Annotated in this window: 16 protein-coding genes; 7 read left to right on the top strand and 9 right to left on the bottom strand. The window is 32.4% G+C overall.

What is annotated here, in order from left to right; genetic code table 11:
• Window positions 1–199 precede the first annotated feature (199 nt).
• Both NZ853_00990 and NZ853_00995 read left to right on the top strand, forming a co-directional pair.
• Window positions 200–2365: a hypothetical protein gene (locus NZ853_00990; protein ID MCS7204253.1), complete on the top strand. Its 2166-nt coding sequence runs from the start codon at window positions 200–202 to the stop codon at window positions 2363–2365.
• Window positions 2366–2440: 75 nt separating this feature from the next.
• Window positions 2441–2947 (top strand): DUF4442 domain-containing protein, encoded by a 507-nt coding sequence (locus tag NZ853_00995; GenBank protein MCS7204254.1) that lies wholly within the window; start codon window positions 2441–2443, stop codon window positions 2945–2947.
• Window positions 2948–2949: 2 nt separating this feature from the next.
• Here the strand turns inward: NZ853_00995 and NZ853_01000 are convergent, their stop codons facing one another.
• The 4 genes from NZ853_01000 to NZ853_01015 all read right to left on the bottom strand — a co-directional run bounded on the left by NZ853_01000 (window position 2950) and on the right by NZ853_01015 (window position 6512).
• Window positions 2950–3732, bottom strand: a complete 783-nt coding sequence (locus NZ853_01000; GenBank protein ID MCS7204255.1) for a hypothetical protein — start codon at window positions 3730–3732, stop codon at window positions 2950–2952.
• A gap of 124 nt (window positions 3733–3856) precedes the next feature.
• Complete coding sequence (locus NZ853_01005) at window positions 3857–4615, bottom strand: aldolase/citrate lyase family protein (GenBank protein MCS7204256.1); 759 nt, start codon at window positions 4613–4615, stop codon at window positions 3857–3859.
• A gap of 74 nt (window positions 4616–4689) precedes the next feature.
• Window positions 4690–5544 (bottom strand): hypothetical protein, encoded by an 855-nt coding sequence (locus NZ853_01010; GenBank protein ID MCS7204257.1) that lies wholly within the window; start codon window positions 5542–5544, stop codon window positions 4690–4692.
• Between the two features lie 62 nt (window positions 5545–5606).
• Window positions 5607–6512, bottom strand: coding sequence for a histone deacetylase (locus NZ853_01015; GenBank protein ID MCS7204258.1), 906 nt, complete (start codon window positions 6510–6512; stop codon window positions 5607–5609).
• A gap of 85 nt (window positions 6513–6597) precedes the next feature.
• On the opposite strand from NZ853_01015, the gene NZ853_01020 reads away from it, so the two are divergent.
• Complete coding sequence (locus NZ853_01020; protein ID MCS7204259.1) at window positions 6598–8094, top strand: hypothetical protein; 1497 nt, start codon at window positions 6598–6600, stop codon at window positions 8092–8094.
• Between the two features lie 41 nt (window positions 8095–8135).
• Here the strand turns inward: NZ853_01020 and NZ853_01025 are convergent, their stop codons facing one another.
• Entirely contained in the window at window positions 8136–9050 is a 915-nt protein-coding gene (locus NZ853_01025) for a hypothetical protein (GenBank protein ID MCS7204260.1), read from the bottom strand.
• A 124-nt stretch (window positions 9051–9174) separates the two neighbouring features.
• Here NZ853_01025 and NZ853_01030 point away from each other — a divergent pair, with 124 nt between their 5' ends.
• Genes NZ853_01030 through NZ853_01045 form a run of 4 tightly spaced genes read left to right on the top strand, consistent with a single transcriptional unit; the run spans window position 9175 to window position 12484 of the window.
• Window positions 9175–10050, top strand: a complete 876-nt coding sequence (locus NZ853_01030) for an ATP-binding protein (protein MCS7204261.1) — start codon at window positions 9175–9177, stop codon at window positions 10048–10050.
• Window positions 10007–10474: a 2-amino-4-hydroxy-6-hydroxymethyldihydropteridine diphosphokinase gene (folK, locus tag NZ853_01035; protein ID MCS7204262.1), complete on the top strand. Its 468-nt coding sequence runs from the start codon at window positions 10007–10009 to the stop codon at window positions 10472–10474. The genes NZ853_01030 and folK overlap by 44 nt, the downstream gene beginning before the upstream one ends.
• A 58-nt stretch (window positions 10475–10532) precedes the next feature.
• Complete coding sequence (locus NZ853_01040) at window positions 10533–11594, top strand: hypothetical protein (GenBank protein ID MCS7204263.1); 1062 nt, start codon at window positions 10533–10535, stop codon at window positions 11592–11594.
• On the top strand, window positions 11594–12484 hold the full coding sequence (locus NZ853_01045) for a glycosyltransferase family 9 protein (GenBank protein ID MCS7204264.1): 891 nt from the start codon (window positions 11594–11596) through the stop codon (window positions 12482–12484). Before NZ853_01040 ends, NZ853_01045 begins: the two co-directional genes overlap by 1 nt.
• Here NZ853_01045 and NZ853_01050 read toward each other — a convergent pair.
• The 4 genes from NZ853_01050 to NZ853_01065 all read right to left on the bottom strand — a co-directional run bounded on the left by NZ853_01050 (window position 12466) and on the right by NZ853_01065 (window position 15998).
• Window positions 12466–12855 carry an Hsp20/alpha crystallin family protein gene (locus NZ853_01050; GenBank protein MCS7204265.1) on the bottom strand — a complete coding sequence of 130 codons (390 nt, stop codon included), beginning with the start codon at window positions 12853–12855 and terminating at the stop codon, window positions 12466–12468. The genes NZ853_01045 and NZ853_01050 overlap by 19 nt on opposite strands.
• Before the next feature lie 108 nt (window positions 12856–12963).
• A complete protein-coding gene (locus NZ853_01055; GenBank protein ID MCS7204266.1) occupies window positions 12964–14013 on the bottom strand; it encodes a hypothetical protein in 1050 nt (349 codons plus the stop codon).
• Window positions 14014–14063: 50 nt separating this feature from the next.
• Window positions 14064–15350 carry a metallophosphoesterase gene (locus NZ853_01060; protein ID MCS7204267.1) on the bottom strand — a complete coding sequence of 429 codons (1287 nt, stop codon included), beginning with the start codon at window positions 15348–15350 and terminating at the stop codon, window positions 14064–14066.
• A gap of 129 nt (window positions 15351–15479) precedes the next feature.
• Window positions 15480–15998 carry a hypothetical protein gene (locus NZ853_01065; protein MCS7204268.1) on the bottom strand — a complete coding sequence of 173 codons (519 nt, stop codon included), beginning with the start codon at window positions 15996–15998 and terminating at the stop codon, window positions 15480–15482.
• Window positions 15999–16048: the final 50 nt, after the last annotated feature.

Consider the following 16048-nt stretch of genomic DNA (forward strand, 5'->3'; position numbering starts at 1 on the left):
TTTTTCTTGCTAAGTAAAAAAGTTCTGTTTTTTGATGTATAATTTACTACTTTATATTTTGACATAAATCTCAATTATTGTATCTATTTGTTCAAAAGTGGATAAAAAAAGAGAATATTTTGAAAAATTAAGAAATTTTACTGAATAGTCTTAGAGAAAAACAAAAAATTTCGTATAGAGTTATAAAAAGGAGGGATTTATGAAACCAAAGAAAAGGTGGCTTACCTTAACAATCCTTGTGGTTGTTGGGTTAAGCTTGGGTTATTGTGGTGGAAAAAAATCAGGTTTATTGCTTTTGCCAAATTTAGCATCAGGTGAAGGAGGACCGTTGGTTTCACCAGAAAATCCAAAAACAGCAGCGAATGAAACTACGACTACTCAACAGACGCCTTCTATTGAAGTGGGTAATAATTATGGTGTAATAGATACGGCAAATTTGCCAAAAAAAGATGAAAAAAATCAAGGTGAATCAAAAAGTGAAACCACAGCAAATAATGAAAATCAAGATGCGCCAAGAAATTCAGACAAAAATGATGATAAAAATAAAATAGATGTTTCAAAAAATACTTCTGAAGGTGCAACAACAAGTCAGGAAAATACTTCAGGAAGTACATCTGAAGAAGAATCCGCAAGTAATTCAGAGGATTCAAAATCAGATGAGTCAAGGGATGAAGAAAATGTCGTAGGAATTATCGAAATTCCAGAAATACCCCCAATGCCACAACCACCTGGTGAGGGAAAAGATGAAGTGGAATTGCCTGGTGTTCCAAGGGATGGTGAAAATAGTGAAGACAAGGAGGGTAGTGGAGATACCATAATTGAATTACCAAAACAACCCGTTGATCAAATTGATCAACCAGTAGTGCTACCAGTTCCTGAATATCCAATAAAACCATGTAATAGTTATGTTTGTCCTCCAGGAAAGTATTGTCTTCATGTAATGCCTCCTGAGGATGATGCATGCTTGGGAGATGTAGCTGAAGATCCCATTGAAAAAATTGTGAAAGAAAAAGCTGAAGTAGATGTTAGATTAACAATCGTTAATCCCTATGAGCCTGTACCAGCGGATATATACGAACACAAAGTGGAATCAAATAAACTTGTTTCACAATCTGCAGAGAAATCTGAAGTAGTAGAATTACCAGACCCAAAATATAGTAGAGAAGGAACTGAAACTACTTCTAAAGAAGAAAAAATCAGTAAGCAAGAAGTTCTACCTCAAGAAGAAAAAATGACTGAAGAAGAAATCCAAGAAGAAGAGATGGCAACAAAAATGGAAGAGGAAATGGAAGAAGAGGATTTAGCAGATGAGGAGTATATACCAGACGTAGTAGTAGAAGAAGTAAATAAGAGTTGCAAAGCAAATATCGTAAAGATTGATACAACAAAAGGAACTTGGTTCAATTCAGATTTAGAATTACTACCACATCCTAAAAACCCCAAAAAAACCATCAAAGCAAAAGGAATTCATACTTACTGGGCATATCAAAATCTTTTAATAACGATCAATAGCACATGTAATACCAAACAATTCCGATTGGTAGTCGTAGCGAGAAATATTCACGGACCTCTACCTAATTGGTATCATTTCTTCAATGTGAAAGTAGTAAACAACAATACAGGAGAAACCTTAGGAACCATGTTAATTCGTGCCCATGATAAAAAATATCATAGAGGATCTTTAAACATTGAACTTAAGAAGGGAAAGAATGAAATCAACTTAATCTGGACAAACGATGCATGGCAACCCGATGAATTCGATGCAAACATTCAAATAAAGAGAATTTTAATCCTCAATCAACCTAAAAAAGAACCAAAACAAATTTTATCAAGAAAAGGAAGTAACTTTTGTGATGTAAATGGAAGATGGTTCGTTGGCATTGATCCTCCATCAGCTTATACATATTGGCAAGACCAGACAGTAAGTTATTGTCTCAAAACACCAAAATCAGGAAAATATGAAATTTACGTAAAGGCTGGGAATGCAAAAGAAGGTTGGCCATTAATGCCTGAGTATAAAGAATACCAAGTTTTGGTAGCAGCTAATGGTATGTCTAATTACATTACCATTCCAGCAGCACAAGGAAAATATCTTGTTGGAAAAACCATGCTTAATCTTCCAGAAGGTCATGTGAAGTTGGACATAACATGGCTAAATGATATGTGGCAACCAGATCGAGGCTATGATGCCAATATTGAAATTACTCATGTAAGAATCAAACATATTGGTGATGCTGATTCTGCGATTGCCGCTTATCTCTTGCAAAATCCAAATATAACCTATAAAGTAGTGATTCCAGGCATAATACTCATTGGTGGTATCTTAGGTTTGATCTATTGGTATCGAAGAGAAAAATTAGCTTAAAACTTCAAACCCGTTCACATCTAAGTGAACGGGTTTTTTTATAGACAAAAATTGACTTTAAAATCAATTGTATGAATGAAACCAAAAGAGAGGATCATAAATACTAAGCCTTTTTTTATTTGGGAAATTTTAGAAAGTCTACTTCCTCCAGAAATTTTTTTTTCATTGTATCCAGTTTTTTGGACTTTAGGTATTAAAGTAACGGATATAACGAAGGACTATCGATATGTGAGAGTAGAAATGCCTTTGTTTTTTTACAATAAAAATTACGTAGGAAGTCATTTTGGTGGAGCTCTATTTGCTTTAACAGATCCTTTTTTGATGTATATGTTCTTGAAGATTTTGGGGAGAGATTACATTGTTTGGGATAAAAAAGCTTGTATTGAATTCGCTCGAGCTACTACCGAGAATGTATATGCGGAGTTCAAAATAACAGATAATGATATTCACGAAATTATGGATGGATTAGCTAAAAAAAGAAGTATAGAAAAAGTTTTTTCCATAGAAATCAAAGGGAAGTTCACTAACACCCTCATTGCAAAAGTTGAAAAAACATTGTATTTTAGAAAGTCAAAGTTATAAATTCAGTCTTCTTTTTTTCCTGTGATTCGTTCAATATCTAATTTTTGCACTCTTTCATACATTTCTTTTAGGATTCCTTTTGTGATTTCTTTCATGATGTTTCCGAATACTTCTGTTTCCATGATTTCGCTAATCACTTTGCTCATTTCTTCTCCCGCGTAGTTGGCAATATTTCCCATAAAGGGAAGTTTTGATAACTCACCGATAGTAGTTTTTGAATTAAGACTTTTCTTTACTACATCGGCAAGTTCGTTTTCGTATTTTTTGAAAGCTTCCCTAGCAAGTTCGGAGTAATTAAGTCGAACCATCACTTCTTCAACACGCTTTAGTGATTGAAGAAACACAGCATCAGCAATAGTATCTACGATAATATCTCTGAATTTAAAAGTGATTTCTCTAGTCAAAGCTTTGGAAATCTCTTCATCGGATTTACCTAGTTTATAAAAGGCTATAGCTAACTTAACACCACGTAGAAGAAGTAAAGGTCTTAAAACTTGAAAAGGAATAATACCAGCAACTTCATACCAGTGGTTTAATAAGTACTTATATTTCATTTCTTCTTTTTTTTCTTTTCTCAAGCGAATAAATAAGTCAAAACCCCAGATAGAAATAGTTATGAAATCAAAAACTATTATGATGGAGTTTATGAACGTTGGAAGCAAAAATCCATAAGAATTTGAAAAAAAAAGTAAAATCACGTCTACAAATGCTAACAAAAGTAAATCGTAATCTGCAGGTCTTCCTGGGAGATTTTTGAACTTTTTGCTAAGTATTTTGTAAATCATATTTGCTCAAATTAAAATTTAAAATTATGGAATCAATTTATGATTAGTCATGCAATTCTTTTTTATTTGAGGTTAATGATTTAGTGAATGAAAAATTATTTTACAAATATAGAAGTCGAAGCATTTATGATAACCGTTCTTTTAGGATGTTATATCTTTTTTGATGGATTTTCTTTCTGATTGGATCTTTTGTTGAGGATAAAAGTTCATACAAAAAAAGTTCAAATTCGAGATGCCGGGCAAGAATTGCAGAAGAATTTTTTAGTAGTGCTTCTCGTTTTATGATTAGATGTCTTGTGTTAATAAAGTCTGAGGGAATTTCTTGAACCAAAACTGAAATGATTTTGGGATGAATTGCTCCCCCTAATGAAGTTGTTATGTTCTTTTTTTTTGTATTTAGAATGATTTCTTTGCATATTTCTATCACACGTTGATCATCAGGATGGAGTTCTAATGAACCTGATAAATCTGTTCTCGCAGCTGTGATTTGATGTATGTCTTTTATGTATTCTGAATTTAGTATTCCATTGAGTTGCATATAGCCAGTTATGGTTTCTATGTTGATTCCTGCTTTGCATGTTCGCTCATGCTGTTCTTGTAATTCCTTTATTGTTTTGATGAAGTTTTTTAATGCATAGGGTGATTCAATCATGGGAGCAATTATACAATCTACTCCAATACTAAGTAAAAAGCGAATATCATTCCTTGCTTCCGGACCTCCTATCTTGACGTAAAGTGGGACTATGTCTTTGCTGATTTCTCTTAAAAACTGGATTTCTTCGAAATTCATATCTTCAACTTCCGTGCCAGTTTTGAGTGCATATAATCCAATTGAAGTCAGCTCAATCAGTTTTTTTCTCAAGAACTGAATTTTTTCATCCACAAGAATAAAAATTGTTTATTGGCTTCATATTCAAGTAAGAAATTAAGTAACTTTTATAATATTTCAAAAGGATTTTAACTATCGATGACTCGAAAGTGGTATCTTTTTAGATAACGAACAACTTTACTGAAATAATCTTTATTCCAAACAAAATCACTAAACTCTGGATCAATCAATGTGATCATCTCACCTGGAACCCAACTAACAGTTTGGTTGTCTTGATCAAGAACTCGACTTTGAGAAAGTGCTTCTGTTATGTTTCTTGTTCCATATTTTCTCAAGTCTCGAACTAGCGCACGAAAAAATGCTTCTCTTTCAGGATCATAGAATCGAAATTGCCTATGGAACAATACGGCATCGTGGAAATATTCAGGAATGTTGAAAGCTCCTTTAGCATTCAAACCAATAGCCAAGTTGAATACAAAATCAGCAATTTCGTTAAAGATACCCAAACCAGGGCAGTCTTGACCCTGAAATAAAGGTCTTTTCCTTTCATTTTTTCTTAATGGATCTCTTGTCATTAACCAGTCGATAAAAAGTAATTTCTTTGATGGTGCGCCTGGACTAAACCGAAAACGAAAAGAAGAAAGTTTTAATCTCATATGAATTAAAACTTCATCTTGCCATTTGATGAGAATTCTTTGATCTAAGTCTGACAAATATTGTAACTCTAATTGGTAGTTTTGGTAACCTCTTTTTTGAAGCTTTTCAAATATACCCGACCATGCCATTAATTCATAGATTTCTGTTTCTGAAAATTTTCCAAAAATATAGGTTTTGTCTAAGAATTTTCCTTGAACAATGGGTCTATTATGCAAATCTTCTAATATATCCGCCTCCGTTAAATCATCTAAAATGTTTGGTTTATCACTTTTCATTACAGATACTTTGTTTTTGAAGTAATCCTCTAATTTTCCAAAAATTCCCATAATAAAAATTTTTAGTTTTTTTTGTTTCAAAATTTTATGTGTTTCATTAATAATCAGGTTCTTTAATAAAAATTAGCCATAACTTCTGCAGTCTGAAAGTGAAGATCTACGGTATCTTGGGTATTGATAGCATAGCCTCCAGCTAAAACTGTTACCAAAGGAATCCCATGCATAAAATCTCTTACCATAATGTCTCTTTTCTTTAAACCCTCTTTTGTAAGGCTTAATCCTCCAAGACGATCCATCTCATAAGGATCAACACCCGCAACATAAAAAATTATATCAGGTGTGAATCTTCTTTTTATGTAATCCAAACCTTTTTCTAATAAACTTAAATATTCTTGATCCTTTATACCTGTTTCTAAAGGAATGTCTAATGAACTTTTTTCTTTTATTGGGTAATTCTTTTCTTCGTGCATCGAAAAGGTGAAAACATTATTACGATCTTTTTCAAAAATCTTTGCCGTTCCATTCCCCTGATGAACATCCAAGTCAATCACCAATGCCTTTTTGATTTTATTCTGTTTCTGCAAATATCGAATGGCAATCGCAACATCGTTTAAGTAACAAAAACCCTCAGCATGGTCAGAGAAAGCATGATGAAATCCACCAGAAAGATTGATGGCTCTTCCATGTTCTAATGCGAGTTCACTTGCTAAAATAGTTCCTCCCGTTGCTAAGAAAAAAACATCAATAATTTCTCTTGTAAATGGGAGCTCGCTTCGATAAACTCTTTTAGAAAAGCGAACAAATCTTAGATCATCGATATATTCTTTGTCATGGACCAATTGCAATTGTTCTACAGTAGCGTAGGTAGGTTCGTAAAACTTATGTTTTGAAAATCTTGGATCAGAAATTAGTTTTTCGTAAATTAATGAATATTTAATAGCAGGAAAAACATGACCTTCCAAATGAAAATTATATTTTTTTGAGTAAACGAATAAAGGTAATGGAATACGAGATGACATTCTTTTTAAACCAGCAAAATTTGCTTGATTTTTATTTCAATCTAATTCACAACTCAATATCAACTGAAATTTGAACGTTTGTTTTATGGAAAAATCATTTCAACAGAGTGATGAATTTCAAGTACCAGCAGTAGGAAGAAAAAGAATTGCCATTTATAACGGTTCTCTGGGTCAACTGGATCGAGTTTATGTGAGAGGTCAAATAATAGATATCCCTGTTTTAGATACCCACTTGGATCAAGAATGGGATATATTTTGTATGTTACCAGAAAACTTAATCCATCGATTTCGTGCCATTCAAGATATTAACATGGCTCCTGTTAGGAGTCCAAGAATTCGGATAGAAATTATTCCCTATGAAGGTAGTGAAAAAATCGCCAAACTGATAGAAATGCCTGCAATTGCTACTTACGAAAACTTTGCTGGTGATGGTAGCGGAAATTTTGAACTACCTATGAAGAAAATCAAAGAGGGTTTGGAATCTGGAAGATACCTTGTAAGAACTTATATAAAAGGGATTGATTCTATACGTCAAAACCTTGCTGATTTGGCAAATCTATCACCACAGAAACTATTTGATCCAAGAATTCCTGTCGGTTTTGGTAGATTAAGAATACTTCCGAAGAACTATGAGGGTTTTGTGATAATTTCTGATATTGATAAAACATTCTTGAATACAAAATTTGAAAGTCGTCAAGGTCTTCTCGAAACCTTATTAGAAAGAATAGAAAACAAAAAGCCAATTCCTGGTATGGATGAATATTACAGAGTGATCAAAAAATACGAATATCCCTTGATTTTCATATCCGCATCGCCCACATTTTTTCATAGGGTTTTAGAAGGTGTCTTCAAGAAATTTCAAATTTCGCCAGATGGAATTTATTTAAAAAAGTTAATTAATCCCATCTCTAGTATATCTACAAAAATTTTTCATATATTAACTAATCTGAATGATTATATGAACCAAAACATCGAAGATATGTTGAATCGCTCAATGAAATTTCTGAATGCAACACTACAATCCATCATGGAGCAAACAGGCTACAAACTCAAAGTTCTTTTGTATATGAGAAAAATGCAACCAACATATAGTAAAGAAGTTCTAATAGGTGATAATTCTGAAAGTGACTACCTAATTTTTACTCTTTATCAAATTTTATTGTCTGGAATTATCCCAGATGAAGAAATTGTAAATTTTTTATATAATCTTAAACCAAAAGATAAAGAGATAATAAATCGTGACTTGGCTATTGAAATTTATGAATTAGTCAAAGAAAATCATCGTATTCATCGAACTATCAATCCTGTTAAAAATGTGTTTATTCATAAAATCTATAATACTCCAAATCAAGATGAAATGTATAAGATGATAGAAAAAATCACACACAAATCCACCGAACTCTTAGAGAAAAGTAATATAAAACTACCCGTCGTGTATCACAATATGGGGGAATTAGCCTTATTGAGCTATGAAAAAAACATCATTTTTAAGAAGGATTTTTTGGAGTTGATTTCATACTTCAAAAAAATACAGCCCGATGAATTTAACAAAATAGAAAAAAAAATTAAAGACATTCAATGAAATAAAAAATCCCCAAAATGTGGGGATTTTTGATGTTGGTGTTATGGCATGACGGATATGATTTCATCACGATTTACTAAAGAAACAACGTGGCGGTATTCGGCGGATTCTTTTCCGTATTTCAATTCTGTAGCTCTTAAGAGGTGGACATTTTTCTTATATCTATATCTAAGCATTTGATCTTCTGTTCCCATTCCGTATTTGATGATCATTTTTTCTTGGAAAGCATATGCTTGCGACAAATATTTATGGGCAGGATATTCTTTTTCATTATCATCAATTTGGATATAATGTTCTAAAATGGGTATAGTTTGAGGGATATTGCCTAAGTCATATTGATAGATCACCCAGTTTCTATAAACAGCAGAAAGTAATCTTTTGAATGGTTCTTTTTCTCTTAGTTCAGGATTTAAAATTTCATCCAAATGATTAATGGCTCTTGTAAAATAGGTCACAGCATCTTGTTTTGCTTTGAGTTTCATTTGATAGATTTGTCTTTCTTCTTGAGCTTTTCTATCTACAACTTGCCAATACCATTTTTCGTTAAATCTTCTTGTTTCTGCGCTTTTCTTTCGAAAGAGTTCTTCTTCCTCTCTCATTTTGATGATGGAGTTCACCCCCGCTTGGAATGCAGATAAAGCAAGTCGATATTTATTGTTGGCAAAAGCCTTAGAAAGTTTATAAAGTTCTGTAAATGATGGATCATAATCTCTATAATCAGCATTTTTCCAAAGTTCTTCTGAGCGAAGGTTTCTTGCACGGATTCGCTTTTGTTCATCAGTCAATTGTGCTTCATCAATTTCTTCGGTAATCAATTCTCCGGGAGTTGGTTCATACGGACCAGGAAATGCAGGAGCCTCTTGGGGTTGTGCTTGACCAGGTTGAACTGGTTGTTGAGCAACCAATGTTGTCCCCAACGAAAAAATAATCAAAATTTGCAATGCCTTTATTTTCATAAAAGCCACCTCATCTATGAAATATCCCTAATCACTATCGGTTTTAAAAAAATAAAAATAAATGCTTATGTCAAAAAAAATCATTGCTTGATGAGTTTCAAATGAGAATTTGTAATGACAAAAAATGCAGCATATCTTCAATGAAATCAAAAAAGATTTAGAAACAAATGCTTACCATTATGGTAAGGAAAATTGTTCAATTTGTCATGGATTAGGAATTATCACAGAAGAAACCTTAGATCCAAATGTAGGAACAATATATCGTCTTTGCCAGTGCGTTGAAGACATGACGCTGTGTGATGGAAACCCACCATACGAATACTACGATCCGAATGAAAATCGCATGAAGGAATGCCCCTCAAAAAAAGCAAGGATTGCTCTTAAAAAAATCCATCAATTGGAAAAGCAGTCAGGGATACCCGAAAGATACAAAAATAAATTTTTAACCTCGATCGATACTACATTTTTAGAAAATGAAGACTATTACTTTGCTATTGATAATGTCCATAATCTTCTGAAAAACTATAAAGAAAAAAGAGGAAATCAATATGGATTATATTTATATGGAAATACTGGGACAGGAAAAACTTTTCTTGCTTGTATCATATTGAATGAGTTGATACGTTTGTATCAAGTCAGAGTTCGATATGCAAAAATTTCTCGAGACATCATAGGAAAAATACGAGACAGCTTTAACCCTCAATCAGAATATTACGGCGAAGGGAGAAAAATCGAAGAAGAACTAGCTAACGTAGAAGTGTTGGTTATCGATGATTTCGGAGTTCAACGGGAAACTCCGTGGGTTAATAACGTATTATATGATTTGATTGATACAAGATACGAAAAAAATCTATTAACCATTCTCACATCAAATGAACCAATGGAAGCTTGGAAAGAAATTTCGAATGGAAGGATTTATAGTAGACTTAAAGAAATGTGCTTGGAAATCCAACTCAATGCAGACGACTATAGACTTAAAAAATCAAAATCCTATCGTTAGAAAAAAAAGAGTTGTTCTGGCATTAGGTTCAAACATCGAACCACGAAAACAATATATAGAATCAGCCATAAAAGAAATCAAAGAAAATCCTGAGTTTCGCATTCTCAACATCACCCCCATGATAGAAAATCCAGCAATCCTTTACGAAAATCAGCCTGATTTTCTCAATCAAGTAATTGAAATAGAAACATCAATGGATCCTTATGAACTTCTTAATTTCGTCAAAGTATTAGAGAAAAAAATTGGTAGAAAAGAACGCTTTCGCTACGGACCTCGTGAAATCGATATTGATATTTTGTTTTACGAGAATTTGCACATAAAAAGTGAAATTTTGATGATACCCCATCCAGGCGTCTATGATAGGGATTACTTGAAATACCTTCTTAGGTTTATTGATATTTCTTATTATGGTTTTGAAAAATAATTTGAGAATTTACCTGATTTTCGTTTTGATGCTTGCTTTGATTCCTTCGTGTCAAAACATGAAAAAGAAGTTAGAATTCAAGGACCCTGTTTGGAATTCTCTTTTTTTTCATTTGGACTCAAAGGAAAAGTTCAAAATCGAAAAAGCGTATTCTTTTGATATAATTGATAGATCAAAAGAAAATCTTTCTTTGACGGATTGGAATGATTGTGGAATTTATTTTTTCTATAATCGGGAATATTACTTTTCTGAGTTTTGTTTTTTGATGGCGTTGGAACAATCTCAATCTTATGAACCCATGCCATTTGAGCTTAATGATGAGATCAAGTTATTTTTGAATTTGTTATTTTTTTACGAACAAACTCATAACAAAAACGAAAAGTTCCAAGATAAAAGAAATCTCACCATAAAGCGTTTTTTAAACTTAATCAAAAACCGCGAAGACCTAATAATCACATCCCTCAAAGAAGTCCGCAAACGAAATTTGCCAAAATTAGAAGTGGAGTTAGCAAAAGAGTTTTACCAAACCCAACAGAATGTGTCTGATAACTTTATAGCAGAGTATATCACCTCTCTTATCACTACGAGAACGTTTCAATCTGAAGATGAAGCTTTAATCAATAAAGTTCAAAATCGCCTTTTGAAAGACTACCTTATAGAAGAAATAGGAAGGTATTATTTCTTTTCAAAAAATTACAAGTCATTTGTTGAATTTTTCGAATCCAATAGACAGATTTTAGAAAAAAAGAAAAAAAATCCATCAAGCATATTTTATTTTGAAAGACTATTTATTTCTTATTTTGAATTATACAAAAATGGTTCAAAAAAAGAAATCCCAGATGAATGGTATCAGGAAGTTCGAAAAGCTTCTAAATTAAGCAAAGAGACCTACTTGAAGTTTTTGGAGTATTTTCACAAAAAGGAGTTTTTATTTCAAAACTATGCTTCACTAAGAGAAGTTTTGAATAAAGATTATGATTATGTCTGCGGTGTGAAGATTTTTTCTTTTCTTTGCAAAAGCATTTATACATTAGAGAAACAAAAAGCAATCAAAGAAGTTTTTGGTTCTTATGATGCAAATGAAATACAGCAATATAAAGAATTGATTTTTCACTATTGATGAAAATTTTAATTATCAAGCCTGGAGCTCTGGGAGATACTATCCTTATTTTTGATTTGTTAAAAAATTTATGTGCTCATAAGTTTGATGTAACTTTTGTGGGAAATGCAGATTATATCAATCTCATACCTTATTTCGATTTGGGGAAATCCTTATCTTTTGATGATAGATTCTTTCTTCCATTGTTTGTTGAAAAAGCAGGGGAGTCTGTTTTGGATGAGCAGTTGGTTGATTTTTTTAACTCTTTTAGTTATGTCATTTTGATTTATCATAAACTGACGGATTTTTACCATAAAATCGAAAGACTCTATCGGAGAAAACTTATATATCTGAAGACATTACCTGATTACCTAATTCCTTTGCGACTTTATTATACGAAAGAAATCTTAGGTTTTCTAGATTTACCAGTATTATACAAATATTATCATATCAAACATATTCCCCAAGGCAAAGCAATTATAATACACCCCGGTAGTGGTTCCAAAGAAAAGATTTGGAATTTAGAAAACTTTATAAAACTTTGTAAATTTCTTCTACAGAAGAACCAAAACTTAGTCTTGATAGAAGGACCTGCGGAAAGAGGAATTTTTAAACATTTTAGCTCTTTTAACCACCATCCAAAAGTGAAGTTCGAAAGGATAAATTCTCTATCTCAATTCATTAAGATAATATCTTATTCTACATTTTACATTGGGAACGATTCAGGCTTAACTCATCTGGCTTCTTTTATGGGAATTTCAGGAATAGCCATTTTCGGAAAAACAAATCCCTGGCTTTGGTGCCCCATCCCAAACATTCCAGCGATTTACGAAAATAAAGAAGATGGGATTGATTTCCCATCTATCGAGTTTGTTTGTGAATTTTTGGAAAATTATATTGATTTTATTTGAATTTTTTTGACACTTGGTTGTATTTTGGGTAGAACGAGTTTAAGAACTCCATTTTTTATGGTTGCTTCAATTTTGTCTTGGTCAATTTCATTTCCTAATTCAAATGAACGTTTGTAGTCTCCAATTCCATATTCAGAATAGAAAAGACGATATCCTTCTGGAGCTGTAAAATTGACTTTCGCATGAATGGTTAGAATGTTTTTTTCAATGGTGATATCTACATCATCTTCGTTTACACCTGGCATCTCAGCAAAAAGGATATACTCATTGTTGTTTTCATATATATCAACTGGGGGGATATAGTATCGATTTCTTTTTTCTGCTTTTTCTACTTTTTCGCCTTCTAATTCTTTCTTTACTACTGCTGACATAAGCACCTCCTTTTCATTCTATTGATTGAAAGCAAAATTTATACCATATAATTACTTTATTATCCCTAAGATTAAGCAAATTTTATTTATTTTCTTGATCAGTCTACTTTATTGAAATTCTTGAATGATGTCAATAAGTTTTCTTCTAATTTGTGGTGTGTGCCAATTGATATCTAAATGATCGTAATTTCCCAAATGTCTAAAACCTTTGGTAGTGAAAGGATTTAGTAATGCACTTTTTGTAGGAACAATACAATCATGAGGACCAAAATCATTTAATAGAGGACATATTGTCTGAAATGTCTTTTTTGAATCGCTTTCGAAATTTGTTCCATTAGGTATTTCACCGTAGAGAGTAAAAATCAAATCATCTCGATCCGTCCTCTGGTTTATAAAAAACAACTTCCAGTTGTAAGCATTTGGGATAGAACCATCGAAATTGTCCCAAGCTAAGTCTCTTCCACCATCAGTGTCTGTCAAAAAGGAAGCTATATATCCCAAAAGGGTTTTATCTTTTTGAAACTCGGGACTTGCCCATGGAGAGCCATGAAACGGTGTCCCATTGGTTATGATCGCTTTGATATAGTTTGGTTTTTCTCCTTCGTAGAGAGCAAACCGACTGATTAATCCCCCCATAGAATGAGCATAGATAATGACTTGGTTTTGAAAATTCAAAAAAAGCCTATCTAACAAATCCCTTAGTCTTTTACCATTCACATCAATGGGATCAGAAGTCAAATAATCAAATGTGAAAACCTCATAGTTTTGTAAAAGCCAAATAAACTCATTTTCAGAAACAAGATGTTCCCAATTCCTTGTTAAAACACGTTGCTTTAATTCATCTATGGACGGAAGTTTCACCGAACTACGATCACGAAAATCCCAGCCTGGTACCAAAATAAGTTTTGGTTTTTGGGGATCTACATTTTCAGGAGTAGCTTCTTGTAAATATGAAATATTTTTCGGATTAAAAATAATTTGGGGATCAAATTCATATATCCTTGCCCAATAATCTCCAACAGTGAAGATTCTTAAGAAAAAAAACAGTGTTCGATTCTTTTCTTGTTTTTGGTGGAAGAAGCGACAACTCGTAACTAAAAAATGAACAATAAAAATCAAAAAAACAAAAAACCACAGTCTGTTGTTTTTATTTAGCATATGTTATAAAAAATATCGATTGTTTTGTGATTTCAACTCATCAGAGTTGTCTATTTCTTATAGAGTTCTAGAATCGTAATCTCGGGTGGACAATTAATCCTCAAAGGAAACCAATGCCCTAATCCACGATTCACATACAAATAAACTTGATTTTCATGATAAAGATCTACGTGATATTTCATGAAATTGGATAAAAGAGAAATATCCTTCTTCGAATCAAGAATGATCTGACCTCCATGAGTGTGTCCAGCCAAAACCAACTGGATGGGTTTGTTTTTTAAGTATTCAAAATCACCTGGATGGTGATTCAAAACAATAATAGGTTTGTCTTTAAAAGGCAATTTTTGATAAACCTCGTTAAATGATAGTTCTGAAAGAAACAAACGTGATAAGTTATTTCTACGATGCTGAATAGGATAATCAAGACCAATCAATATCAATTTATTTTTTCCTCTTTGAATGATATCAAAATCGTTTACCAATACATTTGATCGAGCTTTCTGTAATGTTTGTATCAAGTATCTTGGATTTTCGATGTGGTCATGATTACCTAAGATAGCATAAACGGGGGCAATCTCAGAAAGTTTCTGAAAATACCATCCAACAGTTGAAAGATACAACTTGGAATTATCTAGAATATCTCCCGTCACAACTATGCAGTCAGGCTTTTGTGTTTTGATCATCTCAATTGTAGGAGTAAGATATTTTTCTGTTATCAACGAACCAATATGCAAATCAGAAATATGAGCAATTCGAAAATGATTGAAATTTGATTCTAAGTTTTGAATGGGAATACCTCTTGTGAAAACCTCAAAATCCTTTGTTCCTGCGTACATTCCGAATAAAGAGCTTGAGGTTCCAATGAAAGGAATGGTATCGATAGCTATTGCTGTGGTGGTGAACAGAAATGTTTTTCGATTTAGAATTTCTTTGGAGTTTACAAGAATGTTTGAGTTTTGATTTTGAGATTTTACGAAAATCGGATTTATAAATTTTAAAAGAAACTTACTGTTTTGCCAAGTATAGTAGATTATAAAAAAAACTAAAAACAGAATCCCCCACAAAAAGAATCCAAAAAAGAAAGAATAATTCCATGAAAGACTCAAATAGTAAAGATGTTTAAACAGCCCTTCAAATTCTACTCGAAAGTTAAAACGAAATAGAACCAAAAACACGAAAAACCCATTACTGAATAATGCCAAAATCCAATAAAACAAAAAAAAAGCGAAACGATGTTTGGAAGATGGGATACGTCGATTCCAACGTCGATAAAGAATATACTCAAAAAGTATCAATATGAAAAGGATTACTGAAAAGAACAAGTAAAAGAACAACATACTGCCCATGATTTGATTTAATCAAAATTAAAACTAAAGACAAGATATTTACACTATTAGTTGATATTAAAATCAAGTTCATCAAAAAAGTTTTGGGAATATTTTTATTCTAATTTAACTTAATTGCTTTTACTTACCAAACAAATTAATTAGTGTTATAAGAACACTAAGAAACGAAAAACCTGTTGCAATAAACCATAGCAGAAAATTATATTTTTTTTCGATTACAGTAAAACGAATATTCATTTCTTTTTGTAGGGCTTCGAATCTATCATTCATAGCTTCGAATCTGTCATTCATGGCTTCGAACCGGGCATTCATTTCTTTTTGTAGGGCTTCGAATCTGTCATTCATGGCTTCGAACCGGGCATTCATGGACTCAAATCTATCGTCTATAGCTTCGAACCGAGCAATAATAGCTTCAAATCTTTTGTCTTGGAGCTCCCTTTGTGCTCTTAGTTCTTCTTCTATCTTCACAAGCCTCTTGATTAAAATCTTCATCTCCCTTGAACTTTTATTTTTTATATTTAGTCTTTTATCAAATTCTGCTTTAATCTTCTCTTCTACACTGTTCAGAACTTCTTCTTTTAGCTTTTTTCTAAAATCTTCCCAAATCTTTTCATTTTCAAGTGGTGAACCTGAGGTCATTAATTCCTCCATTTGAGACAATATTGTTTTTTTTGATAAAATCAACAATT

This window comes from Leptospiraceae bacterium, from assembly GCA_025059995.1.
Classification (GTDB): Bacteria; Spirochaetota; Leptospiria; order Leptospirales; family Leptonemataceae; genus SKYB61.

Coding starts and splice junctions, on each gene's coding strand:
- NZ853_01020 (MCS7204259.1), top strand. CDS start 6,598: ATGGAAAAATCATTTCAACAGAGTGATGAATTTCAAGTACCAGCAGTA.
- NZ853_01065 (MCS7204268.1), bottom strand. CDS start 15,998: ATGACCTCAGGTTCACCACTTGAAAATGAAAAGATTTGGGAAGATTTT.
- NZ853_01040 (MCS7204263.1), top strand. CDS start 10,533: ATGAAAAAGAAGTTAGAATTCAAGGACCCTGTTTGGAATTCTCTTTTT.
- NZ853_01060 (MCS7204267.1), bottom strand. CDS start 15,350: ATGTTGTTCTTTTACTTGTTCTTTTCAGTAATCCTTTTCATATTGATA.
- NZ853_00995 (MCS7204254.1), top strand. CDS start 2,441: ATGAAACCAAAAGAGAGGATCATAAATACTAAGCCTTTTTTTATTTGG.
- NZ853_01000 (MCS7204255.1), bottom strand. CDS start 3,732: ATGATTTACAAAATACTTAGCAAAAAGTTCAAAAATCTCCCAGGAAGA.
- NZ853_01030 (MCS7204261.1), top strand. CDS start 9,175: ATGCAGCATATCTTCAATGAAATCAAAAAAGATTTAGAAACAAATGCT.
- NZ853_01050 (MCS7204265.1), bottom strand. CDS start 12,855: ATGTCAGCAGTAGTAAAGAAAGAATTAGAAGGCGAAAAAGTAGAAAAA.
- NZ853_01025 (MCS7204260.1), bottom strand. CDS start 9,050: ATGAAAATAAAGGCATTGCAAATTTTGATTATTTTTTCGTTGGGGACA.
- NZ853_01015 (MCS7204258.1), bottom strand. CDS start 6,512: ATGTCATCTCGTATTCCATTACCTTTATTCGTTTACTCAAAAAAATAT.
- NZ853_01055 (MCS7204266.1), bottom strand. CDS start 14,013: ATGCTAAATAAAAACAACAGACTGTGGTTTTTTGTTTTTTTGATTTTT.
- NZ853_01045 (MCS7204264.1), top strand. CDS start 11,594: ATGAAAATTTTAATTATCAAGCCTGGAGCTCTGGGAGATACTATCCTT.
- NZ853_01010 (MCS7204257.1), bottom strand. CDS start 5,544: ATGGGAATTTTTGGAAAATTAGAGGATTACTTCAAAAACAAAGTATCT.
- NZ853_00990 (MCS7204253.1), top strand. CDS start 200: ATGAAACCAAAGAAAAGGTGGCTTACCTTAACAATCCTTGTGGTTGTT.
- folK (MCS7204262.1), top strand. CDS start 10,007: ATGCAGACGACTATAGACTTAAAAAATCAAAATCCTATCGTTAGAAAA.